The organism is gamma proteobacterium symbiont of Lampromicra miyakona (genome assembly GCF_059730895.1).
Window position 1 is genome coordinate 1,083,662 of sequence record NZ_AP035932.1, and the last position, 19,320, is coordinate 1,102,981.

Consider the following 19,320-nt stretch of genomic DNA (forward strand, 5'->3'; position numbering starts at 1 on the left):
TGGTCGTTAAGTATGTCTCAGCCGCAACCGCCAGCGCGGGCGATGTTAAGAAAAGATGGATTCACGTTTAAGCAATTTTTTGTCGCGCACGATCGCTGTGCCATGAAGGTCGGCACCGATGGGGTGCTGCTCGGCGCCTGGGCGCCGGTGGCAGGCGTACGGCGCATACTGGATATCGGCTGCGGCAGCGGTCTGATAGCGCTGATGCTGGCGCAGCGCACGCCGGATGACGTCAGTATCGATGCCGTCGAACTGGAGCGCAGCGCCGCCGCGCAGGCGCAGGAGAACGTCGCCGCGTCGCCGTGGGCGCATCGTATCGCGGTACACGCGCAGGACATCGTCAGCTGGAGTGAGCAGGCCGAAAAACGCTACTCGCTGATTGTCAGCAATCCGCCGTTTTTCACCCCGGGTATGGCCTCGGCCAGCGTCGAGCGTGATACCGCGCGCAGCACGGCAACGCTTGATCATCCCACCCTGCTGCGCTGTGCGGCACAGCTGATTGAAGAAGAGGGGCTGTTTTGCGTGGTGCTGCCCGCTGATGCCGGCGAAAACCTGATTGCACTGGCGCGCGCCGAAGGCTGGCATCTGCGTTATCGCTATGATGTAGCACCTTACGCGCAGCGACCGCCGAACCGGCTGGTGCTGGGCTTTTCACCCGCCGCAGGCGAACTCGTGCAGGAGCGTCTCGCCATTCGTGATGAAGATAAAAGCTACTCGGCGGACTGGCTGAGCCTGGTAACCGATTTCTATCTGTTCCGCTAGGCTACCGGCTGCAGCACCGTAGGCTGTGCCTCGGGCAGCGTATGCGGGTAGTCGCGGGTGAAGTGAAGCCCGCGGCTCTCTTTGCGCGCCAGCGCACAGCGCACCATCAGCTCTGCCACCTGTACCAGATTGCGCAGCTCCAGCAGATTGTTGGAGAGGCGAAAATGCGCATAGTATTCATCTATCTCCTGCTGTAGCAGCGTAATGCGGCGCAGGGCGCGCTCCAGCCGCTTGGTGGTACGCACGATGCCCATGTAGTCCCACATTAATAGCCGCAGCTCATGCCAGTTGTGCTGAATCACCACCCGTTCATCGGCATCGTCGACGCGGCTTTCATCCCACGCCGGCAGGTGATCGACGGCGTGCATCTGCGGCAGACGGCGCACGATATCTTCGGCCGCCGACCAGCCATACACCAGACACTCCAGCAGTGAATTCGATGCCATGCGGTTAGCGCCGTGCAGGCCGGTGTAGCTGACCTCACCAATCGCATACAGCCCGTCGACATCGGTGCGACCATGCTGATCCACCATCACGCCGCCACAGGTGTAATGCGCGGCGGGCACAATCGGAATCGGCTGCTGTGTCAGATCGAGGCCAAACGTCAGCAGCTTGTCATAGATCATCGGAAAGTGGGCACGCACAAAGCTGGCCGGCTGATGGCTGATGTCGAGATACATGCAGTCGACGCCCAGGCGCTTCATTTCGTGATCGATAGCGCGCGCCACGATATCGCGCGGTGCCAGTTCGGCGCGCGCATCGAAATCCGGCATAAAGCGCGAACCGTCCGGGCGCAGTAGCCAGGCACCTTCGCCGCGCAGCGCTTCGGTCAGCAAAAAGTTTTGCGCCTGCGGATGAAACAGGCAGGTAGGGTGAAACTGATTGAACTCCAGATTGGCCACCCGGCAGCCGGCGCGCCACGCCATCGCGATGCCGTCGCCGGAAGCGACATCCGGATTAGTAGTGTACTGATATACCTTCGCCGCACCGCCAGTGGCCAGCACCACGCTGCGGGCGCGGCAGGTTTCAACCTGTTCGCGATTGCGATTCCAGATCCACGCGCCCACCACGCGCCGCGTTCCGGGCAGGCCAATTTTATCAGAAAGGATTAAATCCACCGCATTGGCGCGCTCAATAACGCGAATATTGGGATGGCTGAGCGCCTGGCTGACCAGCGTGGTTTCGACCGCGCGCCCGGTGGCGTCGGCGCTGTGTAAAATACGGCGATGGCTGTGACCGCCTTCGCGCGTCAGGTGATAGCGCGCCTTGCCGTTATCCTGTGGCTCGCGATCAAACGCCACGCCGTTATCGATCAGCCATTGGACGCACGGGCGCGCATTGCTGGCGATAAAATTCACCGTCTGGCGATCGCACAGGCCTGCGCCGGCAATCAGCGTATCTTCGACGTGCGATTCAATGCTGTCGTTCTCATCAAACACCGCCGCAATCCCGCCCTGCGCATACAGCGTGGAGCCTTCGCTAATCTGCGCTTTACTCAGCACCGTTACCTGATAGTGCGGTGCCAGCCGCAGCGCCAGAGATAAACCGGCCGCGCCGCTGCCGACAATCAGTACATCACAGCTATGATCGGGAATGGGGTTCATGATGTTTAATTTACTAAACAAAAGGTCCCCCGAGCATAAGCCCGGACGCCGCTGGTGTGAAGTATTTTGAACAAAAAACGCGGGGTAATTCGACGCAATAATCAGTTTGTAATGCGATTTCAGTAAGTTATGTCTGAAAATAAGCGATTAGTGTTTTTTATACCAAACACGCTGAAAATTCAGGGAATAAAGGTGAAAAATGCGGCGTCATAGGGTACTCTGCCAGCGATTATCGGTGCCGCCAACGACACCACCAGTGCGGTAAGTCGCTACACTGAAAGACCATCAACAACAACGATGTCAGGGCACCGGTACAGAAAATATCAGGTCGTGGTGAACTTCAGGCCAGAACGGGACTCTAAGCGCATGCTTGCTCACAATAAATGAGATGTGCTGGCAGTTCACTTACGCATAAAAGAGATTTGGGGAGACATTACCTCGGATGAGCGAGCAGTTAACGGATCAGGTTCTCGTTGAGCGGGTTCAGAAAGGAGATCAAAAGTCATTTAATTTACTGGTGATCCGATACCAGCATAAAGTGGCGAGCCTGGTTTCACGTTATGTCCCGTCAGGCGATGTGCCTGATGTGGTTCAGGAATCTTTCATTAAAGCGTATCGCGCACTGGAGTCGTTCCGGGGTGATAGCGCCTTTTACACGTGGCTGTACCGCATTGCGGTCAACACCGCGAAGAATTATCTGGTGGCTCAGGGGCGCCGGCCGCCGTCCAGCGATGTGGACGCGATTGACGCGGAAAATTTCGAAAGTGCGGGTGCGCTAAAAGAAATTTCGAACCCTGAGAACTTAATGTTGTCAGACGAACTGAAACAAATTGTTTTTCGGACGATAGAGGCGTTGCCTGAAGATCTGCGTATGGCCATCACCCTGCGGGAACTGGATGGTCTGAGTTACGAAGAGATCGCCGCCATCATGGATTGTCCGGTAGGTACCGTACGTTCACGTATCTTCCGGGCCCGGGAAGCCATTGATAATAAAGTTCAACCGCTTATCCAACGTCAGTGATAACGGCTACTGGAAGGGTACCAAAACATGCAGAAAGAAAAACTTTCCGCTTTAATGGATGGTGAAACTTTAGATAACGAGCTGCTGGCGTCGTTATCGAAGGATGCAGATCTACAAAAAAGCTGGGAGAGCTACCATCTGATCCGCGACACCCTGCGGGGCGATGTGGGCGAAGTGCTGCATTTTGATATCTCCGCACGCGTTGCTGCCGCCATCGAAAACGAGCCGGTGCGCAAAGTGACTTCGTTGATCCCGGAAGCACAGCCGGAGCCGTCGCGCTGGCAGAAAATGCCGTTCTGGCGTCGCGGTGGCGGCTGGGTTGCTCAGGTCACGCAGATCGGTGTGGCGGCCTGTGTGTCGCTGGCGGTGATCGTCGGTGTGCAGCACTACAACAGCTCACCAGCGGGTAGTGCGACAGAAACGTCGGATGCACCAGCCTTTAATACCTTACCGATGATGGGTAAAGCGTCACCGGTCAGCCTGGGCGTGCCGTCTGATGCTTTTGACACCAACAGCTCAAATCAGCAGGTGCAGGAGCAGCGTCGACGCGTGAATGCCATGCTGCAGGATTACGAACTGCAACGCCGTCTGCATGCCGATCAGGTGCAGTTTGAAAGCAATGCGCCGCAACAGGCGCAGGCTAACGTTCCCGGAACTCAGTCGTTAGGAACTCAACAGCAGTAATGAAGCAGCTTTGGTGTGCCGTTAGCCTGCTGGCAGGCAGCCTGCTTTGGTCATCTACCGCCCCGGCGCAGACATCTGCGTCCGGGGCGTTGTTACAGCAGATGGAGCAGGCCAGCCAGAACCTCAACTACGAATTCGCCTATATCAATGTCTCACGTCTGGGCATTGAATCCCTGCGTTACCGCCATGCGGTCATCGACAATCGTGTGTTCGCTCAGCTATTACAGATGGACGGACCGCGCCGAGAGGTGATCCAGCGCGGCAACGACATCAGCTATTTCGAACCGGGTCTCGATCCGTTCTCGCTGCCGGGCAACCACATTATTGATGCGCTGCCGGCGCTGATGTTCGCAGACTTCTCGCGCCTCGGCGATGCCTACGATTTTATTCCGGTAGGGCGTTCCCGCATGGCCGATCAGATGTGCGAAGTGGTGCGCATCGTGTCGCGTGACGGCACGCGTTACAGCTACGTGGTGTGGCTGGACGTCGATACTAAATTGCCGCTGCGGATTGATTTACTGGATCGCGACGGAGAGACGCTGGAGCAGTTCCGCGTCATCAGTTTTGCCGTCGATGAAGGCGTGCGCAATCTGATGCAGGGGCTGGAAAAAGCCAATCTGCCGCCGTCGCTGTCGTTACCGGCGGGCGACAAAGTGCAGCTCAGCTGGCAGCCGGGCTGGTTGCCGGCCGGCATGAAGCTGATTTCGCAAAGCCGGCGTGATATTCCGGCGATGAACAAAACCGTAGAATCCCGTCTGTACAGCGATGGCTTGTTCAGCTTCGCTATCAACATTACGCCTGCCGATAAAAGCAGTTCGCCACAGTCATTGCGCACTGGGCGTCGTACGGTGCAGACCGAAGTGCGCGATAATCGTGAAATTACCGTGGTGGGCGAATTGCCGCCGACCACCGCCAAACGTATCGCGGACAGCATAGATTCAGGTGCGACAAAATGATGAGAGAATGGGCCACCGTGGTGGCATGGAAAGAGGGCGTCGCTACTCTGCATTCGGAAGCGAAAACCTCCTGCAACAGTTGTTCAGCGCGCAAAGGCTGCGGCAGCCATGCGCTCAACCAGCTGGGACCGAAAAACGCCCATGTGATGACTATCGCCAGTCCGGAGCCGCTACAGCCGGGCCAGCGCATTGAGCTGGGCATTCGCGAAAGCAGCCTGCTCGGTTCTGCGTTGCTGGTGTATATGACACCGCTGTTTGGTCTGTTCCTGGTGGCAGGCCTGTTCCAGATGCTGTTCCACAGCGACCTTGCTGCGGCCTGCGGTGCGCTGCTGGGTGGCGTTGGCGGCTTTATTGTTGCCAAAGGGGTTTCCAGCCGGTTTGGCGATCGCGAAGCGTTCCAGCCGGTGATTCTCAGCGTTGCGCTCCCGCCTGATGCGCTACGAGTGGAAAACCATAGTTGATCCCCGTTCAGGCCGCGTATTGCGCGGCCTTTTCATTTCGTCTTAATCGCTGAATTCTGTTGCGATTCCCCGCAGTTCCATTCTTTAACGCGCGGCGTTAACAGTGTAATATGCGTCGTCATTAATGAGGCTGACAGGGTTCCGGGTAAAGCTCACTTGCCTGAATGTGTCTGTGCTCACGTTTTCAACTGATTTTCTACGTGAAGATATTCATATAAATGAAGCACATACGAAATTTCTCCATTATCGCTCACATTGACCACGGCAAATCAACGCTCTCTGACCGTTTGATTCAGATTTGCGGTGGCCTGAGCGATCGTGAGATGGCGGCGCAGGTTCTGGATTCGATGGATCTGGAGCGCGAGCGCGGCATCACCATTAAAGCGCAGAGCGTTACGCTCGATTACCACGCGCCAAACGGTGAAACTTACCAGCTCAATTTTATCGACACCCCAGGCCATGTTGACTTCTCTTATGAAGTTTCCCGCTCGCTGGCGGCCTGTGAAGGGGCATTGCTGGTGGTTGATGCAGGTCAGGGCGTTGAAGCGCAGACCCTGGCGAACTGCTACACCGCCATGGAAATGGATCTGGAAGTGGTACCGGTACTGAACAAGATCGACCTGCCTGCGGCCGACCCGGAGCGCGTGGCGGAAGAGATTGAAGATATCGTCGGCATTGACGCCGCGGATGCGGTGCGTTGCTCGGCGAAAACCGGCGTCGGCGTACCGGATGTGCTGGAGCGTCTGGTGCGGGATATTCCGCCGCCGGAAGGTGATGCGGAAGGTCCGCTGCAGGCGCTGATCATCGACTCCTGGTTTGATAACTACCTCGGTGTGGTGTCGCTGATCCGTATTAAAAACGGCACGCTGCGCAAAGGCGATAAAGTGAAGGTAATGAGTACCGGCCAGGTGTACAACGCTGACCGCCTCGGCATTTTCACGCCAAAACAAATTGACCGTACCGAGCTGAAGTGTGGCGAGGTAGGCTGGCTGGTGTGCGCCATCAAAGACATCCTCGGCGCGCCGGTGGGCGATACCCTGACGCTGCAGCGCAACCCTGCGGATAAAGCGCTGCCGGGCTTCAAAAAAGTGAAGCCGCAGGTGTATGCCGGTCTGTTCCCGGTAAGCTCTGACGACTACGAAGCTTTCCGTGATGCATTAGGCAAGCTGAGCCTGAACGACGCCTCACTGTTCTATGAGCCAGAGAGCTCCACCGCGCTGGGCTTTGGCTTCCGCTGTGGCTTCCTCGGCCTGCTGCACATGGAGATCATCCAGGAACGTCTGGAGCGTGAATACGATCTCGACCTGATCACCACCGCGCCAACGGTTGTGTACGAAGTGGAAACCACCGACGGAGAAGTGGTGTACGTCGACAGCCCATCGAAGCTGCCGCCGCTGAATAATATTGCTGAACTGCGCGAACCGATCGCTGAGTGTCATATGCTGCTGCCGCAGGAGTTTCTGGGCAACGTCATTACGCTGTGTATCGAAAAACGCGGTGTGCAGACTAACATGGTTTACCACGGCAAACAGGTTGCGCTGACCTATGAGATTCCGATGGCGGAAGTGGTACTCGACTTCTTCGACCGTCTGAAATCAACGTCGCGCGGCTATGCGTCGCTGGACTATAACTTCAAACGTTTCCAGACCTCTGACATGGTGCGCGTCGACGTCCTGATTAACTCAGAACGCGTTGATGCGCTGGCGCTGATTACGCACCGTGATAACTCACAGTATCGTGGCCGCGAGCTGGTGGAGAAGATGAAAGATCTGATCCCGCGCCAGCAGTTCGATATTGCGATTCAGGCAGCAATCGGCAACCACATTATCGCTCGCTCAACAGTGAAGCAGCTGCGTAAAAACGTCCTGGCGAAATGCTATGGCGGTGACGTCAGCCGTAAGAAAAAGCTGTTGCAGAAGCAGAAAGAAGGTAAGAAGCGAATGAAGCAGGTCGGCAACGTTGAGCTGCCGCAGGAAGCATTCCTTGCCATTCTGCATGTCGGTAAAGACAGCAAATAAGGAACTTTAATGGCTAACATGTTCGCCCTGATTCTGGTGATTGCCACTCTGTTAACCGGCATCATCTGGTGTATCGAGCGCTTTAAGTGGGCCCCGGCGCGCCGGGCAAAGCAGGCGGCGGCACAGGCTCAGGCAGGTAATTCGCTCGACAGCAAAACGCTGGCCAAAGTGGCCGCGCAGCCGGGCTGGGTTGAAACCGCAGCGTCGGTATTCCCGGTGCTGGCAGTGGTACTGATCGTACGCTCGTTTATCTTTGAACCGTTTCAGATTCCTTCTGGCTCGATGATGCCGACGCTGCTGATTGGCGACTTCATCCTGGTGGAGAAATTTGCTTACGGCATCAAAGATCCGATCACGCAAACCACGCTGATCCCGACCGGCCACCCGCAGCGCGGAGATGTCGCGGTGTTCAAATACCCGAAAGATCCGAGCGTGGATTACATCAAGCGCGTGATCGGTCTGCCGGGCGACAAAGTGGTGTTTGATCCTTACAGCAAAACGCTGACCATCAACCCAGGCTGCGGCACGGGCAAGTGTGACACGGCGCTGCCGGTGACCTATACCAACATTGAGCCAAGCGATTTCATCCAGACCTTCAGCGGCTTTGATGGTAATGAAACCGGCAACGGTTTCTACCAGGTGCCGCAGGGCGAAACGCTGCGGGGCGGCCTGCGTCTTGGCACGCGCAAAGAGACGCTGGGCTACGTCACGCACGATATCCTGCTGGTGAACGAAGCGCAGAGCCAGGCGAGCATGTATTATCAGCAGCCGGGTCAGCCGCAGGCCACGTGGATTGTGCCGCAGGGGCAATACTTCATGATGGGCGATAACCGTGATAACAGCGCCGACAGCCGCTACTGGGGCTTTGTGCCCGAGAAGAATCTGGTCGGCAAAGCGGTTGCTATCTGGATGAGCTTTGAGAAACAGGAAGGACAGTGGCCGACCGGCGTGCGACTGAGTCGCATTGGCGGTATTCACTGATTTAAAAACGGTTGGCTTCCTGCGAGTCAGGGAGCCACTGCACACCAAACAGAACGTGCTGGACCTTCAGCCCTGTTTGGTATGCAGAGTCACAGACGCACAGAACAACTGGAATCGCATGAACCCCATCCTCATTAACAAGCTGCAGCGCAAACTGGGCTACACTTTTACTCATCCGGAATTACTGCAGCAGGCTCTGACTCACCGCAGCGCCAGCAGCAAACATAACGAGCGTCTTGAATTTCTTGGCGATTCTATTCTCAGCTATGTGATTGCCAACGCGCTGTATCACCGCTTCCCGCGCGTGGACGAAGGCGACATGAGCCGCATGCGTGCCACGCTGGTACGCGGCAACACGCTGGCCGAAATGGCGCGCGAGTTTGAGCTGGGCGAATGTCTGCGTCTGGGGCCGGGCGAGCTGAAAAGCGGCGGGTTCCGCCGGGAATCCATCCTCGCGGATACCGTAGAGGCGCTGATCGGCGGCATCTTCCTCGACAGCAATATTCAGACGGTCGAGAAGCTGATTCTCGACTGGTACCAGAATCGCCTTGAGCAGATCAGCCCGGGCGATAAGCAAAAAGATCCGAAAACGCGCCTGCAGGAGTATCTGCAGGGTCGTCATCTGCCGCTGCCGTCTTATCTGGTGGTACAGGTGCGTGGCGAAGCGCACGATCAGGAATTCACCATTCACTGTCAGGTGAGTGGGATGGCTGAACCGGTGGTGGGCGTGGGCTCCAGCCGCCGTAAAGCAGAGCAGGCCGCCGCCGAACAGGCGTTAATCAGGCTCGGCCTCGAATAAATTGTCATTTCGCAGCCTCAGCAGTGAGGCTGCCCAATCAGGACCCGAATGAGCGAACTCGAAACATACAGCGGCTTTATCGCGATTGTCGGCCGGCCTAACGTCGGCAAATCCACCTTACTGAACCAGCTGCTAGGGCAGAAGGTGTCGATCACCTCGCGCAAGCCGCAAACCACGCGCCACCGCATCATGGGTATTCATACCGAAGGCGCTTATCAGGCGATCTACGTGGATACACCCGGCCTGCACATGGAAGAGAAGCGGGCGATCAACCGCCTGATGAACCGTGCTGCCAGCAGCTCCATCGGTGACGTTGAGCTGGTAATTTTTGTGGTGGAAGGCACGCGCTGGACGCCCGACGATGAGATGGTGCTGAACAAGCTGCGTGACGGCAAAGTGCCGGTGGTGCTGGCGGTAAACAAAGTCGACAACATCCAGGATAAAAGCATCCTGCTGCCGCACCTGCAGTTCCTCAGCCAGCAGATGAACTTCCTCGAGATCGTGCCGATCTCCGCCGAAACCGGTAAAAACGTGGATGCGATTGCGGAGATCGCCCGCAAGCGCCTGCCGCTGTCGGATCACCACTTCCCGGAAGACTACATCACCGATCGCTCGCAGCGTTTCATGGCCTCAGAAATCATCCGTGAAAAACTGATGCGCTTCCTCGGCGCCGAGTTACCGTATTCGGTTACCGTGGAGATTGAGCAGTTCGTCTCTAACGAGCGCGGCGGCTATGACATCAACGGTTTGATTCTGGTTGAGCGCGAAGGGCAGAAGAAGATGGTGATTGGCAACAAAGGTGCCAAAATCAAAACCATCGGTATCGAAGCGCGTAAAGACATGGAAGAGATGTTCGAGGCGAAAGTCCATCTCGAGCTGTGGGTTAAAGTGAAATCGGGCTGGGCGGATGACGAACGTGCGCTGCGCAGCCTGGGTTATACAGACGACTAATTGATGGAAGGCTGGCAACGCGCCTTTGTGCTGCATAGTCGCCCTTACAGCGAAACCAGCCTGCTGCTCGATCTGTTCAGCGAAAGTCAGGGACGCGTCCGCGTCCTTGCCAAGGGCGCACGCTCGCGCCGTTCCCAGCTTAAAGGCGCACTGCAACCCTTCACACCGCTACTGGTGCGCTGGGGTGGCCGTGGCGAAGTCAAAACCCTGCGTAACGCCGAAGCGGTGTCGCTGGCGCTGCCGCTCAGCGGCATCACGCTCTACTGCGGCCTGTATGTTAACGAGCTGCTGTCGCGGGTGCTGGAGCAGGAAATTCCCTTCTCCGAACTGTTCTTCGATTATCTCTCCTGTATCCAGACGCTGGCGGCGGCCAACGGTTCGCCCGAGCCAGCGCTGCGCCGTTTTGAGCTGGCACTGCTTGGCCACCTGGGCTACGGCGTCGACTTTCTGCACTGCGCCGGCAGCGGCGAGGCGGTCGACGACGGCATGACCTACAGCTATCGCGAAGAGAAAGGCTTTATCGCCAGTCTGGTGGTCAATCAGCGCAGTTTCACCGGCCGCCAGCTGCGCGCGCTGTGGGAGCGCGAATTTCCCGATGCCGACACGCTGCGTGCCGCCAAACGCTTCACGCGCATGGCGCTGAAACCTTATCTGGGCGGTAAGCCGCTGAAGAGCCAGGAGCTGTTCCGTCAGTTTGTGCCGAAAAAACGACCGAACGTGGCAAACGACGAGCGTGGGTGATGCACCTGACAGGCTCCGCGCGTTACACTGCAAACATACTGAACACATTTAAGGATTGTCATGGCTGAGTTGCTGTTAGGGGTCAACATCGATCACATCGCCACCGTACGTAACGCGCGTGGCACAAACTATCCCGATCCGGTACAGGCCGCGTTTGTCGCGGAGCAGGCGGGCGCAGACGGCATTACCGTGCACCTGCGTGAAGACCGCCGTCATATCACCGACCGCGACGTGCGGATTCTGCGCGACACCATTCATACCCGCATGAATCTTGAGATGGCAGTCACCGACGAAATGGTGGGCATCGCCTGCGACATCAAACCGCATTTTGTCTGCCTGGTGCCGGAAAAGCGCCAGGAAGTGACCACCGAAGGCGGCCTTGATGTGGCCGGTCAGCAGGACAAGGTCAACGCGGCAGTCAAACAGCTGAGCGAGGCGGGCATTCTGGTGTCGCTGTTTATTGATGCCGATCAGCGCCAGATTGAAGCGGCGGTCGCCAGCGGTGCGCCTTACATTGAAATCCATACTGGCGCCTATGCTGAAGCAGCGGAAGGACTGGCACGCGATGCCGAACTGGCGCGTATCGCCAGCGCTGCGACCTTTGCCGCCAGCCGCGGCCTGAAGGTCAATGCTGGCCACGGTCTGACGTATCACAACGTCCAGCCGATTGCTGCGCTGCCGGAAATGCATGAGCTGAACATTGGTCACGCGATTATCGGTCGTGCGCTGTTCAGCGGTCTTGCAGCGGCGGTTAGCGACATGAAAGCGCTGATGCGGGAAGCGCGCCGCTAATGGCCATCCTGGGGCTGGGCAGCGATATCGTCGAGATCGAGCGTATCGCCGGCGTAATTGAACGCTCCGGCGATCGTCTGGCGCGCCGCGTGCTGAGCGAAGCGGAGTGGCAGCAGTATCAGGCGCATCAGCAGCCGGTGCGCTTCCTCGCCAAGCGTTTTGCGGTGAAAGAGGCGGCGGCAAAAGCCTTCGGCACCGGCATTCGCGGTGGTTTAGCGTTCAATCAGTTTGAAGTGTACAACGATGCGCTGGGGAAGCCTGGCCTGCGCTTCTTTGAACAGGCCAAAGTGATTGCCAGCCAGCTGGGCGTGCAGCATGTGCACGTCACGCTGGCCGACGAGCGCCACTATGCCTGCGCTACGGTGATTATCGAAGATTAAGCGTGCAGCAGCACAAATTTCTCCCACAGCGCGTCACGACTTTCCACGTGCTGTGGGTCTGAAAGGATAGTGTTATCAATCGGGCAGACGCTCTGACAGGTCGGCTCATCATAATGACCCACGCATTCAGTGCAGCGGTCAGCGTCGATCTGATAGATCGATTCACCCATGCTAATCGCCTGGTTCGGGCACTCAGGCTCGCACATGTCGCAGTTAATGCAGCGCTCAGTAATTATCAGTGCCATTGCATAAGCTCATCAGTTGCTTGTTTTCATTGCATGTTTCTTGGTTAGTTCCGCTCTCCGGGGTAAAACGCCTGCTGAAATAGCGCTTTGCAGTGTGATTTTTCAATCGATGCAGGCGTAAACCAGCGGGGCGAGCCCCTGAGCGGCACGCATATTATCACGACGAGTGGCGTTCAAAAAATGACTTAGCGTAGTATTCAGCCGCCAGCAGAACGTGGCTGCTACCAGCCGATCTGATGTCGCGCCATAGCCAGAAAACCACGCAACGGTAAGCAGAGCCGTTGCGCGGTTAGCGAAATAGTGGCGGCGCTGGCCTTTATTTTACCGGTGCCAGCACGTGGGTGGCATCCAGCGTCAGACAATCACCTGGACATTTATCGCTGCCGTAGATAACGGGCGCCTTTGGCAAGGAAAACTTCATCGCGTGCTCTTTTTTAATCGCGTCGGCCATACCGGCAAAGGTCCATGGCATACCCAGCGAAAGCGAACCGAACTCATCGTATTTTTTGGATTTTGCGACAGCAGGTAAGTTGTCGCTATCGATACGATAATAAAGCTGGCCAGAGTATTCTGCAGGCACATTCTCTATGATTGCGTTGCTTAACAACTGATACTCGCGCTGCTGAGGCGTAGAAAAGCCCTTATGAATATTCAGCATGCATGAGAGCACTGCAATAACGAGGCAAACGATACTGGCAGACGTGGTTATCTTCAGCTTATTAAAGATTACGAATAAGCCAGCAATGAAGGCTGAGGTAGTGATTAACGACAGCGCGATAACCGTGCGATAGGCTGCCCAGTCCTCACTCACCAAAAGATTAGGAATGCCCGCCGCCAGCAGGAAAAACAGGAACAGAAAAGCTTTACGCGGTTTGAAATTGGGTGCCTTCACAATGCCCACGATGATCAGTGAGCAGGAGATGATAATGCTGACAATCGAGCGCCCGGTATCAAAGTTGCACAGCGCATTTCTGAGCGGTTCAGCGATAAACCAGGTGATTTTTTTCAGCGGCGCTAAGGTGATATTGGTTCTGGCCAGTACTTCATTAAACAGCACGAGCGGCAGAACTTTCGCCAGCACCAGCGCCATCACCATGCCAAATCCCAGCATCAACATCAGCTTGATCACCGCGCTGCGCTGATAATTATTCCGGGTCATGCCCAGATCGAGCAGGGCAAAGAATAAAAAGCTCATGGCTGCGGGTTGGTAAATCGCAAAGGAAAGCGTCAGGCAAATAGCCGACAGTAGCACCCGGCCCAGGCCTTTGTTTTCCGCCAGCGTTGAATAACTGATGCCCGCCAGCAGCACGGACAGGACATAAGGAAAGCAGACTGTCCAGCCGACAAAAACCTGAAATGAGGGCAGCAAACAAATCAACGTGGCAAACGTCAGACGCTGGACCGCGCTGGCGAAAATGCTGCGACGCTCAAGGAAACGGATAATGTACCCGCCCAGTAAAATCAGGCTTAATAATGAGAGTACACGGAGCCAGGTCAAATCCTGCACGTCATCGATCAGGAAAGCGAAGAAGTAGCGGATAGCACCATAAAAAGGTCGGCCCGATAAGATATCCCATTTGAAAATACTGAATGCATCGGTAGTGGATGCGTATAAATAGAACCAGTCGTCGGAAAATCCGTATGTTGATAAATAAACCGGGCTATAACCGATGAGTAAAGCGACGGCCAGTATCAGATACATGGCGGAGGGATGACGCTCAAAAACTGTTTTTTTCATTTCCTGCTCTTAATTACGTAGCGTGGTCTTTGTTTGGACTCAATGTAGATTCGGCCAATATATTCGCCCAGAACACCGATGCCGATAAGTTGCACTCCACCCAAAAACAGAATGGAAACCAGCAACGAAGGGTAACCCGCCACCGGATTGCCCCAGAGCAGTTTATCGATGATCATCCAGAATCCATAAAGAAAGGAGAGTAACGCGACGCTACCGCCGATGTAACTCCAGATGCGCAAGGGGAAGGTTGAAAAACTGGTTAATCCTTCTAATGCCAGATTCCACAATTTCCAGCCATTAAATTTCGACACCCCTGTGACGCGTTCAGCCCGATCATATTCCACAATCGCTGTTTTACCGCCAACCCAGGATAAAATGCCCTTCATGAACAGATTCCTTTCCGGCAGGCTTTTTATATGTTCTACCGTCTCGCGCGACAGCAGACGAAAATCGCCAACGTTTTCCTCTATTTTCGGCGAGCTGATTTGGTTGTGGAAGTGATAAAACCACTCGGCTGTTTTACGTTTGACATGCCCATCGGCGCTGCGATCTTTCCGTTTAGCCAGAACCACATCGGCACCCGCTTGCCAGCGTTCAACCAGTTGATGGATAACGGCGATGGGGTCCTGCAGATCAACATCAATCGGGATAACCGCGTCACCGGTGGCATGCTCCAGTCCGGCAAACAACGCGGGTTCTTTGCCGAAATTGCGGGTGAATGACAGCGCAATGACCAGCGGATCCGAGATGGCAAGGGCATTGATGATGTTTTCGCTGCCATCGCTACTGCCGTCATTGATAAAAACAATTTCCACCTGATAGCCGGCTAATTCATGACGAACCGCCTGATAAAAGAGTGGAATGGTTTCCTCTTCATTGAAGACGGGCACGACGAGAGACAATTTCATTTTACTTCCCTGAAAACGATGTAATTAGAGTAGATGAAGCCGCAACCCAGGCTAATAAAGGAAAAGAGTATCAGGGTAATCACCGGGGAAAGCGTGCAGGCGTCGGCCATCCAGCCAACCAGCGCCGCCATGCCTCCCATAAAGCTGACATAAAGCAGGTAACGCAAGGGCGTGGCTGCAGAAGAGAAGGTCCAGCGGGCATTAGCAAAAAAGGAAAACGTCACCGCAACGCAGAATGCTCCAAAGTTAGCCATAGCCTGACCTGACTCGAACAGCTTGAGAATAAGCGCAAACACCGTCCAGTGAATCGCGGTGTTGATAACGCCAATTCCTGCATAACGGGAAATAAGTTTCAGCATGACGAGAGAGATGAGTAAATTTGCCCTGATCATATACATCGGAAATTATCCTGCAAGCCCGATGCTGAAAATGCGTTTAATCGGGCCAAAACAAGGATAGCGACAGGCAACAAAACCATTGCCCCGCCCGATGATCAATTTCGGGCTAAGGCAGGGTGGGGAATATCCTGAGCATGGGGCAATCAGACCAGCTTTTTCACCAGCTCCTCGCTGTGACGAATATGGCTGGAGGCGCGTTCCGGATCGTTCTGCACCAGCGCCATAAACAGCAGATCGGTCAGCGCCAGTTGGGCGCTGGTGGAGGAGATGGCCGCGCTGCGCGTGCTCTGCTCCTCGGCGACGGTGTACAGGCAGACCGTGGCGCACTGCTGCAGCGAATTCGGGGTAAAGCCGGTAAACGCCAGCACATCGGCGCCAATCGCCGCCGCTTCCTGCGCCGCGAGGTTGATCTCGCGACGTTCGCCGGTGTAGGAGATTGCCAGCAGCACATCGCCGGGTGCCATCGCCTGAACGCTGGCCAGCAGCGCGTGCATGTCCTGCTCGGCGACGGCGTTGATGCCAATCTTCATCAGCTTCCACGAAAAATCTTTCGCCACCAGCCCGGAGGCGCCAATGCCGACCAGCAGAATGCGGTTGGCGTTTTTCAGCAGCTGCAGCGTTTCCGTGAGTTTCTCTTCGCTGTTGATATCCAGCGTGGCGCGAATCGCCGAAATTTTTTCCGTCAACAGCTTTTCGCCGACGACTTTGAGCGGATCGTCACTCAGAATGTGGTTGTGCACGGTGATGGCATCGCGGTCGGCCAGCGACTCACTCAGCGCCAGCTTCAGCGCCGGAAAGCCTTTGTAACCCAGTTTCTGGGCGAACTTCACCACGCTCGACTGGCTGACGCCTGACTCTTCCGCCAGTTTTTGTGAACTCAGATGCCGTGCCCGATCAGGCTGCGACAGCAAAAAATCCGCCAGCCGACGCTCGTTCAGCGCCAGGCGTGGGTAGAGCTGGCGAATTCGCAGCAATGAACTCATGTCCGATCCTTAATCCATAGTCCCGCACACAGCTTAGCCGCTCGCGGAAGGAAATGTCTGGCCAGGAATGTCAGATGACATCGCGCCGACGCAGAGAATAAACTATTCAAATGGCATTGTAGCCACTGGAATTAAAAATGACAGCTTTCGCCCCGGCGCGCGATGCTGGCTACACTGTAGAGCAGGTATCGCCGCGTTTAGAAAAAGGAGTCGGGTTTGACAAAGGGTTCGCATCGCCGCGTAGTATTTTTTGACCTGGACGGCACGCTGCATCAGCAGGACATGTTTGGCACATTTATGCGTTATCTGCTGCGCCGCCAGCCGCTCAATCTGGTGCTGGTGGTGCCGCTGCTGCCGGTCATCGGCATGGGTATGCTGATAAAGGGCCGCGCTGCGCGCTGGCCGATGAGCCTGCTGCTGTGGGCTATCACCTTTGGCCATCGTGAGGCCACGCTGCGCCAGCGTGAGGCCGAATTTGCCCGCTGGTTTCGCGAGCGCGTTACCGCGTTTCCGGTGGTGCAGCAGCGGCTGACTGACTACCTCAGCAGTGAAGACGCCGATGTCTGGCTGATTACCGGCTCGCCGCAGTCGCTGGTGGAGCAGGTCTATTTTGATTCCGCGTTTCTGCCGCGCGTGAAGCTGATCGCCAGCCAGATGAAACCGGGCCGTGGCGGCCGGGTATTAGCCATGCGCTGTCTTGGCCATGAAAAAGTGGCGCAGCTCGAGGAAAAAATCGGTACGCCGCTGCAGCTTTACAGCGGCTACAGCGACAGCAAGCAGGATAACCCGTTGCTGTTTTTCTGCCAGCATCGTTGGCGCGTGACGCCGCGCGGTGAACTGCAACAGCTGGAGTGAATCGCAGCTGGATTCCGTCTATAATGCGCCGCCTTGTTAATCCGCAGGAGTTGCCCGTTGAACCCACAAACTGATGAATACTGGATGCGCCACGCGCTTGAACTGGCGCGGCGTGCGTGGGAGCAGGGCGAAGTGCCGGTCGGTGCGGTGCTGGTGCAGGGTGACCGAGTAATTGGCGAGGGCTGGAACCGGCCGATTAGCCAGTGCGATCCCACCGCGCATGCCGAGATTATGGCGCTGCGTCAGGGCGGAAAAGTGATTGATAATTACCGGCTGCTCGACACCACCTTATACGTGACGCTGGAGCCGTGCGTGATGTGTGCCGGTGCCATGGTGCACAGCCGGATTACCCGTCTGGTCTATGGCGCTAAGGATGAGAAAACCGGTGCCGCCGGTTCGCTGCTGGATGTGATCGGCCATCCGGGCATGAATCATCAGATAGAGATTGCGCATGGCGTGCTGGCAGAGGAGTGCGCCACGCTGCTGAGCGACTTTTTCCGTATGCGCCGGGAACAGAAGCGCGCGCAGCGGCAGGCGCTGCGCGCAGATTAGTTCATCGCAATCTTCGGTTCGACGGCTGGATAACCGGCACCGAGTTCCGCTTCCAGCGCCGACTGCTGCGCCAGCCGTTTCTCCTGCTCCTGCAGATAGCCTACCAGGCTGATCTGATACTTACGGATGTTCTCAACGTAGTTATAAGCTTCGTGGCCGCGCGCATAGCCGTAAGTGGTCTGCGCGTAATAGCGCTTCTGGCTCAGCATCGGCAGGCGCAGCTTAACGTCGGCCCAGCTGTCCGGATTGCCACCTTGTTTGAGGGTCAGCCGGCGTGCATCCAGCATATGTGCGTAGCCCATGTTATAGGCCGCCAGGGCAAACCAGATGCGTTCATCTTCCGGAATGGTCTCCGGCACTTTTTCCATCATGCGCCGCAGGTATTCGCTGCCACCGCGAATGCTCTGTTCCGGATCGAGACGATCGTTCACGTCGAGGCTGTCAGCGGTATTGCGCGTCAGCATCATCATGCCGCGCACGCCGGTGGGCGAGGTCGCCTGCGGATTCCAGTGCGACTCCTGGTAGGAAATCGCCGCCAGCAGGCGCCAGTCGATACTGGACGCGTACTTCTCAAACAGCGGCTTGATATCCGGCAGCGTGTTATCAATTGCGCGCAGGAAGGTGCGGGTATCGACATAATCAAAGGTGCCGACGTGGCCGAGATACTTCTCTTCCAGCCGCGCCATGGTGCCTTCTTCCCCCATCTGACTGTAGAAGTCGAGCATGGCGGCGTTCAGGCTATCGTCATCGTTACGTGGCAGATACCAGGTCACCGGCTCTTCATCGGTAATATCAAACGCCACTGCCAGCTGTGGATGGATACGCTGCAGCAGGCCGATGGTCACCGAATCCCCCACGGTATAGTCGAGCTTGCCGTCGGCGACCGCTTCCAGCAGCGCTTTCTGGCCCATATCGGTGGAAATGGCCCAGTCGAGATCGGGATAGCTGTCCGCTTTGGCGGAACGTAACGTTGACAGATAGGCCGAACCGGACTGCACAATCAGCCGGCCTTTCAGATCACCAAGGTTTTTGGGCCGCGGTTTGTCGATGCGATACACCAGCTGCTGCGACACGGAATAGTAGCTCGGGCCACTCTGATAACGGCTGAGGCGCTCGCTGTTGTAGATCAGCCCGGCGGCCAGCAGGTCGGCTTTGCCGTCGTCGAGATCGTCAAACAGGTCGCCGAGGTTGGGCCGCACCGTGACTTCCAGCTTCACGCCAAGATAATCGGCGAAGCGCTTCGCCAGCTCGTAGTCCATACCGGCTGGTGCATTATTGATGGTGTAGTAAGTCAGCGGCGAGTTGACGGTACTGATGCGCAACACTCCCCGCGATTTGATCTGTGATAACGCGTCTTTTCCGCCCCCGTACCAGGGGATGGACGGCCACAGCGCCAGCGCAAGCAGCACGGTGATCAGACCGATAAACAGATAATTTAATTTCAGGCGTTTCAAATAGTTGTCTCGTAATGGCTCACAGGCCTCTGTCTTT

General features: G+C 56.4%; 21 protein-coding genes. 14 read left to right on the forward strand and 7 right to left on the reverse strand.

Annotation, left to right across the window (positions count from 1 at the left end):
- The first annotated feature begins 12 nt into the window (after positions 1-12).
- Positions 13-762: a tRNA(1)(Val) (adenine(37)-N(6))-methyltransferase TrmN gene (gene trmN, locus AC6I8P_RS04945; RefSeq protein WP_058770868.1), complete on the forward strand. Its 750-nt coding sequence runs from the start codon at positions 13-15 to the stop codon at positions 760-762.
- Here the strand turns inward: trmN and nadB are convergent.
- Entirely contained in the window at positions 759-2,366 is a 1,608-nt protein-coding gene (nadB, locus tag AC6I8P_RS04950) for an L-aspartate oxidase (protein ID WP_498031156.1), read from the reverse strand. The two genes, trmN and nadB, sit on opposite strands and share 4 nt — an antisense overlap.
- 442 nt (positions 2,367-2,808) lie before the next feature.
- Between nadB and rpoE the strand changes: the two genes are divergently transcribed.
- From rpoE to acpS, 11 genes are all read left to right on the forward strand, one after another.
- The gene (rpoE, locus tag AC6I8P_RS04955; protein WP_010617748.1) at positions 2,809-3,387 is read left to right on the forward strand and encodes an RNA polymerase sigma factor RpoE; all 579 of its coding nucleotides are present in this window, start codon (positions 2,809-2,811) and stop codon (positions 3,385-3,387) included.
- Between the two features lie 27 nt (positions 3,388-3,414).
- A complete protein-coding gene (gene rseA / locus AC6I8P_RS04960; RefSeq protein WP_021506518.1) occupies positions 3,415-4,071 on the forward strand; it encodes an anti-sigma-E factor RseA in 657 nt (218 codons plus the stop codon).
- On the forward strand, positions 4,071-5,027 hold the full coding sequence (rseB, locus tag AC6I8P_RS04965; protein WP_031279374.1) for a sigma-E factor regulatory protein RseB: 957 nt from the start codon (positions 4,071-4,073) through the stop codon (positions 5,025-5,027). Before rseA ends, rseB begins: the two co-directional genes overlap by 1 nt.
- Positions 5,024-5,488 carry a SoxR-reducing system protein RseC gene (gene rseC, locus AC6I8P_RS04970; RefSeq protein WP_021506520.1) on the forward strand — a complete coding sequence of 155 codons (465 nt, stop codon included), beginning with the start codon at positions 5,024-5,026 and terminating at the stop codon, positions 5,486-5,488. The genes rseB and rseC overlap by 4 nt, the downstream gene beginning before the upstream one ends.
- A 218-nt stretch (positions 5,489-5,706) precedes the next feature.
- Positions 5,707-7,506, forward strand: coding sequence for a translation elongation factor 4 (gene lepA, locus AC6I8P_RS04975; protein ID WP_058758277.1), 1,800 nt, complete (start codon positions 5,707-5,709; stop codon positions 7,504-7,506).
- Between the two features lie 9 nt (positions 7,507-7,515).
- Positions 7,516-8,487, forward strand: a complete 972-nt coding sequence (lepB, locus tag AC6I8P_RS04980; protein ID WP_498031025.1) for a signal peptidase I — start codon at positions 7,516-7,518, stop codon at positions 8,485-8,487.
- A gap of 118 nt (positions 8,488-8,605) precedes the next feature.
- Positions 8,606-9,286 carry a ribonuclease III gene (gene rnc, locus AC6I8P_RS04985; RefSeq protein WP_498010129.1) on the forward strand — a complete coding sequence of 227 codons (681 nt, stop codon included), beginning with the start codon at positions 8,606-8,608 and terminating at the stop codon, positions 9,284-9,286.
- A 48-nt stretch (positions 9,287-9,334) separates the two neighbouring features.
- The gene (gene era, locus AC6I8P_RS04990) at positions 9,335-10,237 is read left to right on the forward strand and encodes a GTPase Era (protein WP_058758278.1); all 903 of its coding nucleotides are present in this window, start codon (positions 9,335-9,337) and stop codon (positions 10,235-10,237) included.
- Positions 10,238-10,240: 3 nt separating this feature from the next.
- Positions 10,241-10,978, forward strand: a complete 738-nt coding sequence (gene recO, locus AC6I8P_RS04995) for a DNA repair protein RecO (protein WP_021506525.1) — start codon at positions 10,241-10,243, stop codon at positions 10,976-10,978.
- Between the two features lie 60 nt (positions 10,979-11,038).
- Positions 11,039-11,770 (forward strand): pyridoxine 5'-phosphate synthase, encoded by a 732-nt coding sequence (gene pdxJ / locus AC6I8P_RS05000; protein WP_021506526.1) that lies wholly within the window; start codon positions 11,039-11,041, stop codon positions 11,768-11,770.
- Positions 11,770-12,150 (forward strand): holo-ACP synthase, encoded by a 381-nt coding sequence (gene acpS / locus AC6I8P_RS05005; RefSeq protein ID WP_010617758.1) that lies wholly within the window; start codon positions 11,770-11,772, stop codon positions 12,148-12,150. The genes pdxJ and acpS overlap by 1 nt, the downstream gene beginning before the upstream one ends.
- Here the strand turns inward: acpS and AC6I8P_RS05010 are convergent.
- The 5 genes from AC6I8P_RS05010 to AC6I8P_RS05030 all read right to left on the reverse strand — a co-directional run bounded on the left by AC6I8P_RS05010 (position 12,147) and on the right by AC6I8P_RS05030 (position 16,422).
- On the reverse strand, positions 12,147-12,395 hold the full coding sequence (locus AC6I8P_RS05010; RefSeq protein ID WP_010617759.1) for a YfhL family 4Fe-4S dicluster ferredoxin: 249 nt from the start codon (positions 12,393-12,395) through the stop codon (positions 12,147-12,149). The genes acpS and AC6I8P_RS05010 overlap by 4 nt on opposite strands.
- A 316-nt stretch (positions 12,396-12,711) precedes the next feature.
- The gene (locus AC6I8P_RS05015; RefSeq protein WP_230201045.1) at positions 12,712-14,133 is read right to left on the reverse strand and encodes a glucosyltransferase domain-containing protein; all 1,422 of its coding nucleotides are present in this window, start codon (positions 14,131-14,133) and stop codon (positions 12,712-12,714) included.
- The gene (locus tag AC6I8P_RS05020) at positions 14,130-15,041 is read right to left on the reverse strand and encodes a glycosyltransferase family 2 protein (RefSeq protein ID WP_021506529.1); all 912 of its coding nucleotides are present in this window, start codon (positions 15,039-15,041) and stop codon (positions 14,130-14,132) included. Before AC6I8P_RS05020 ends, AC6I8P_RS05015 begins: the two co-directional genes overlap by 4 nt.
- Complete coding sequence (locus tag AC6I8P_RS05025; RefSeq protein ID WP_031279382.1) at positions 15,038-15,400, reverse strand: GtrA family protein; 363 nt, start codon at positions 15,398-15,400, stop codon at positions 15,038-15,040. Before AC6I8P_RS05025 ends, AC6I8P_RS05020 begins: the two co-directional genes overlap by 4 nt.
- Before the next feature lie 182 nt (positions 15,401-15,582).
- A complete protein-coding gene (locus AC6I8P_RS05030; RefSeq protein WP_021506531.1) occupies positions 15,583-16,422 on the reverse strand; it encodes a MurR/RpiR family transcriptional regulator in 840 nt (279 codons plus the stop codon).
- Between the two features lie 216 nt (positions 16,423-16,638).
- Here AC6I8P_RS05030 and yfhb point away from each other — a divergent pair, with 216 nt between their 5' ends.
- Together yfhb and tadA are read left to right on the forward strand one after the other, a co-directional pair.
- A complete protein-coding gene (yfhb, locus tag AC6I8P_RS05035; protein WP_010618503.1) occupies positions 16,639-17,277 on the forward strand; it encodes a phosphatidylglycerophosphatase C in 639 nt (212 codons plus the stop codon).
- 57 nt (positions 17,278-17,334) lie between these two features.
- Complete coding sequence (gene tadA, locus AC6I8P_RS05040) at positions 17,335-17,829, forward strand: tRNA adenosine(34) deaminase TadA (RefSeq protein WP_071813580.1); 495 nt, start codon at positions 17,335-17,337, stop codon at positions 17,827-17,829.
- On the opposite strand, the gene mltF is transcribed toward tadA, so the two are convergent.
- On the reverse strand, positions 17,826-19,283 hold the full coding sequence (gene mltF, locus AC6I8P_RS05045; protein WP_021506534.1) for a membrane-bound lytic murein transglycosylase MltF: 1,458 nt from the start codon (positions 19,281-19,283) through the stop codon (positions 17,826-17,828). The genes tadA and mltF overlap by 4 nt on opposite strands.
- Positions 19,284-19,320: the final 37 nt, after the last annotated feature.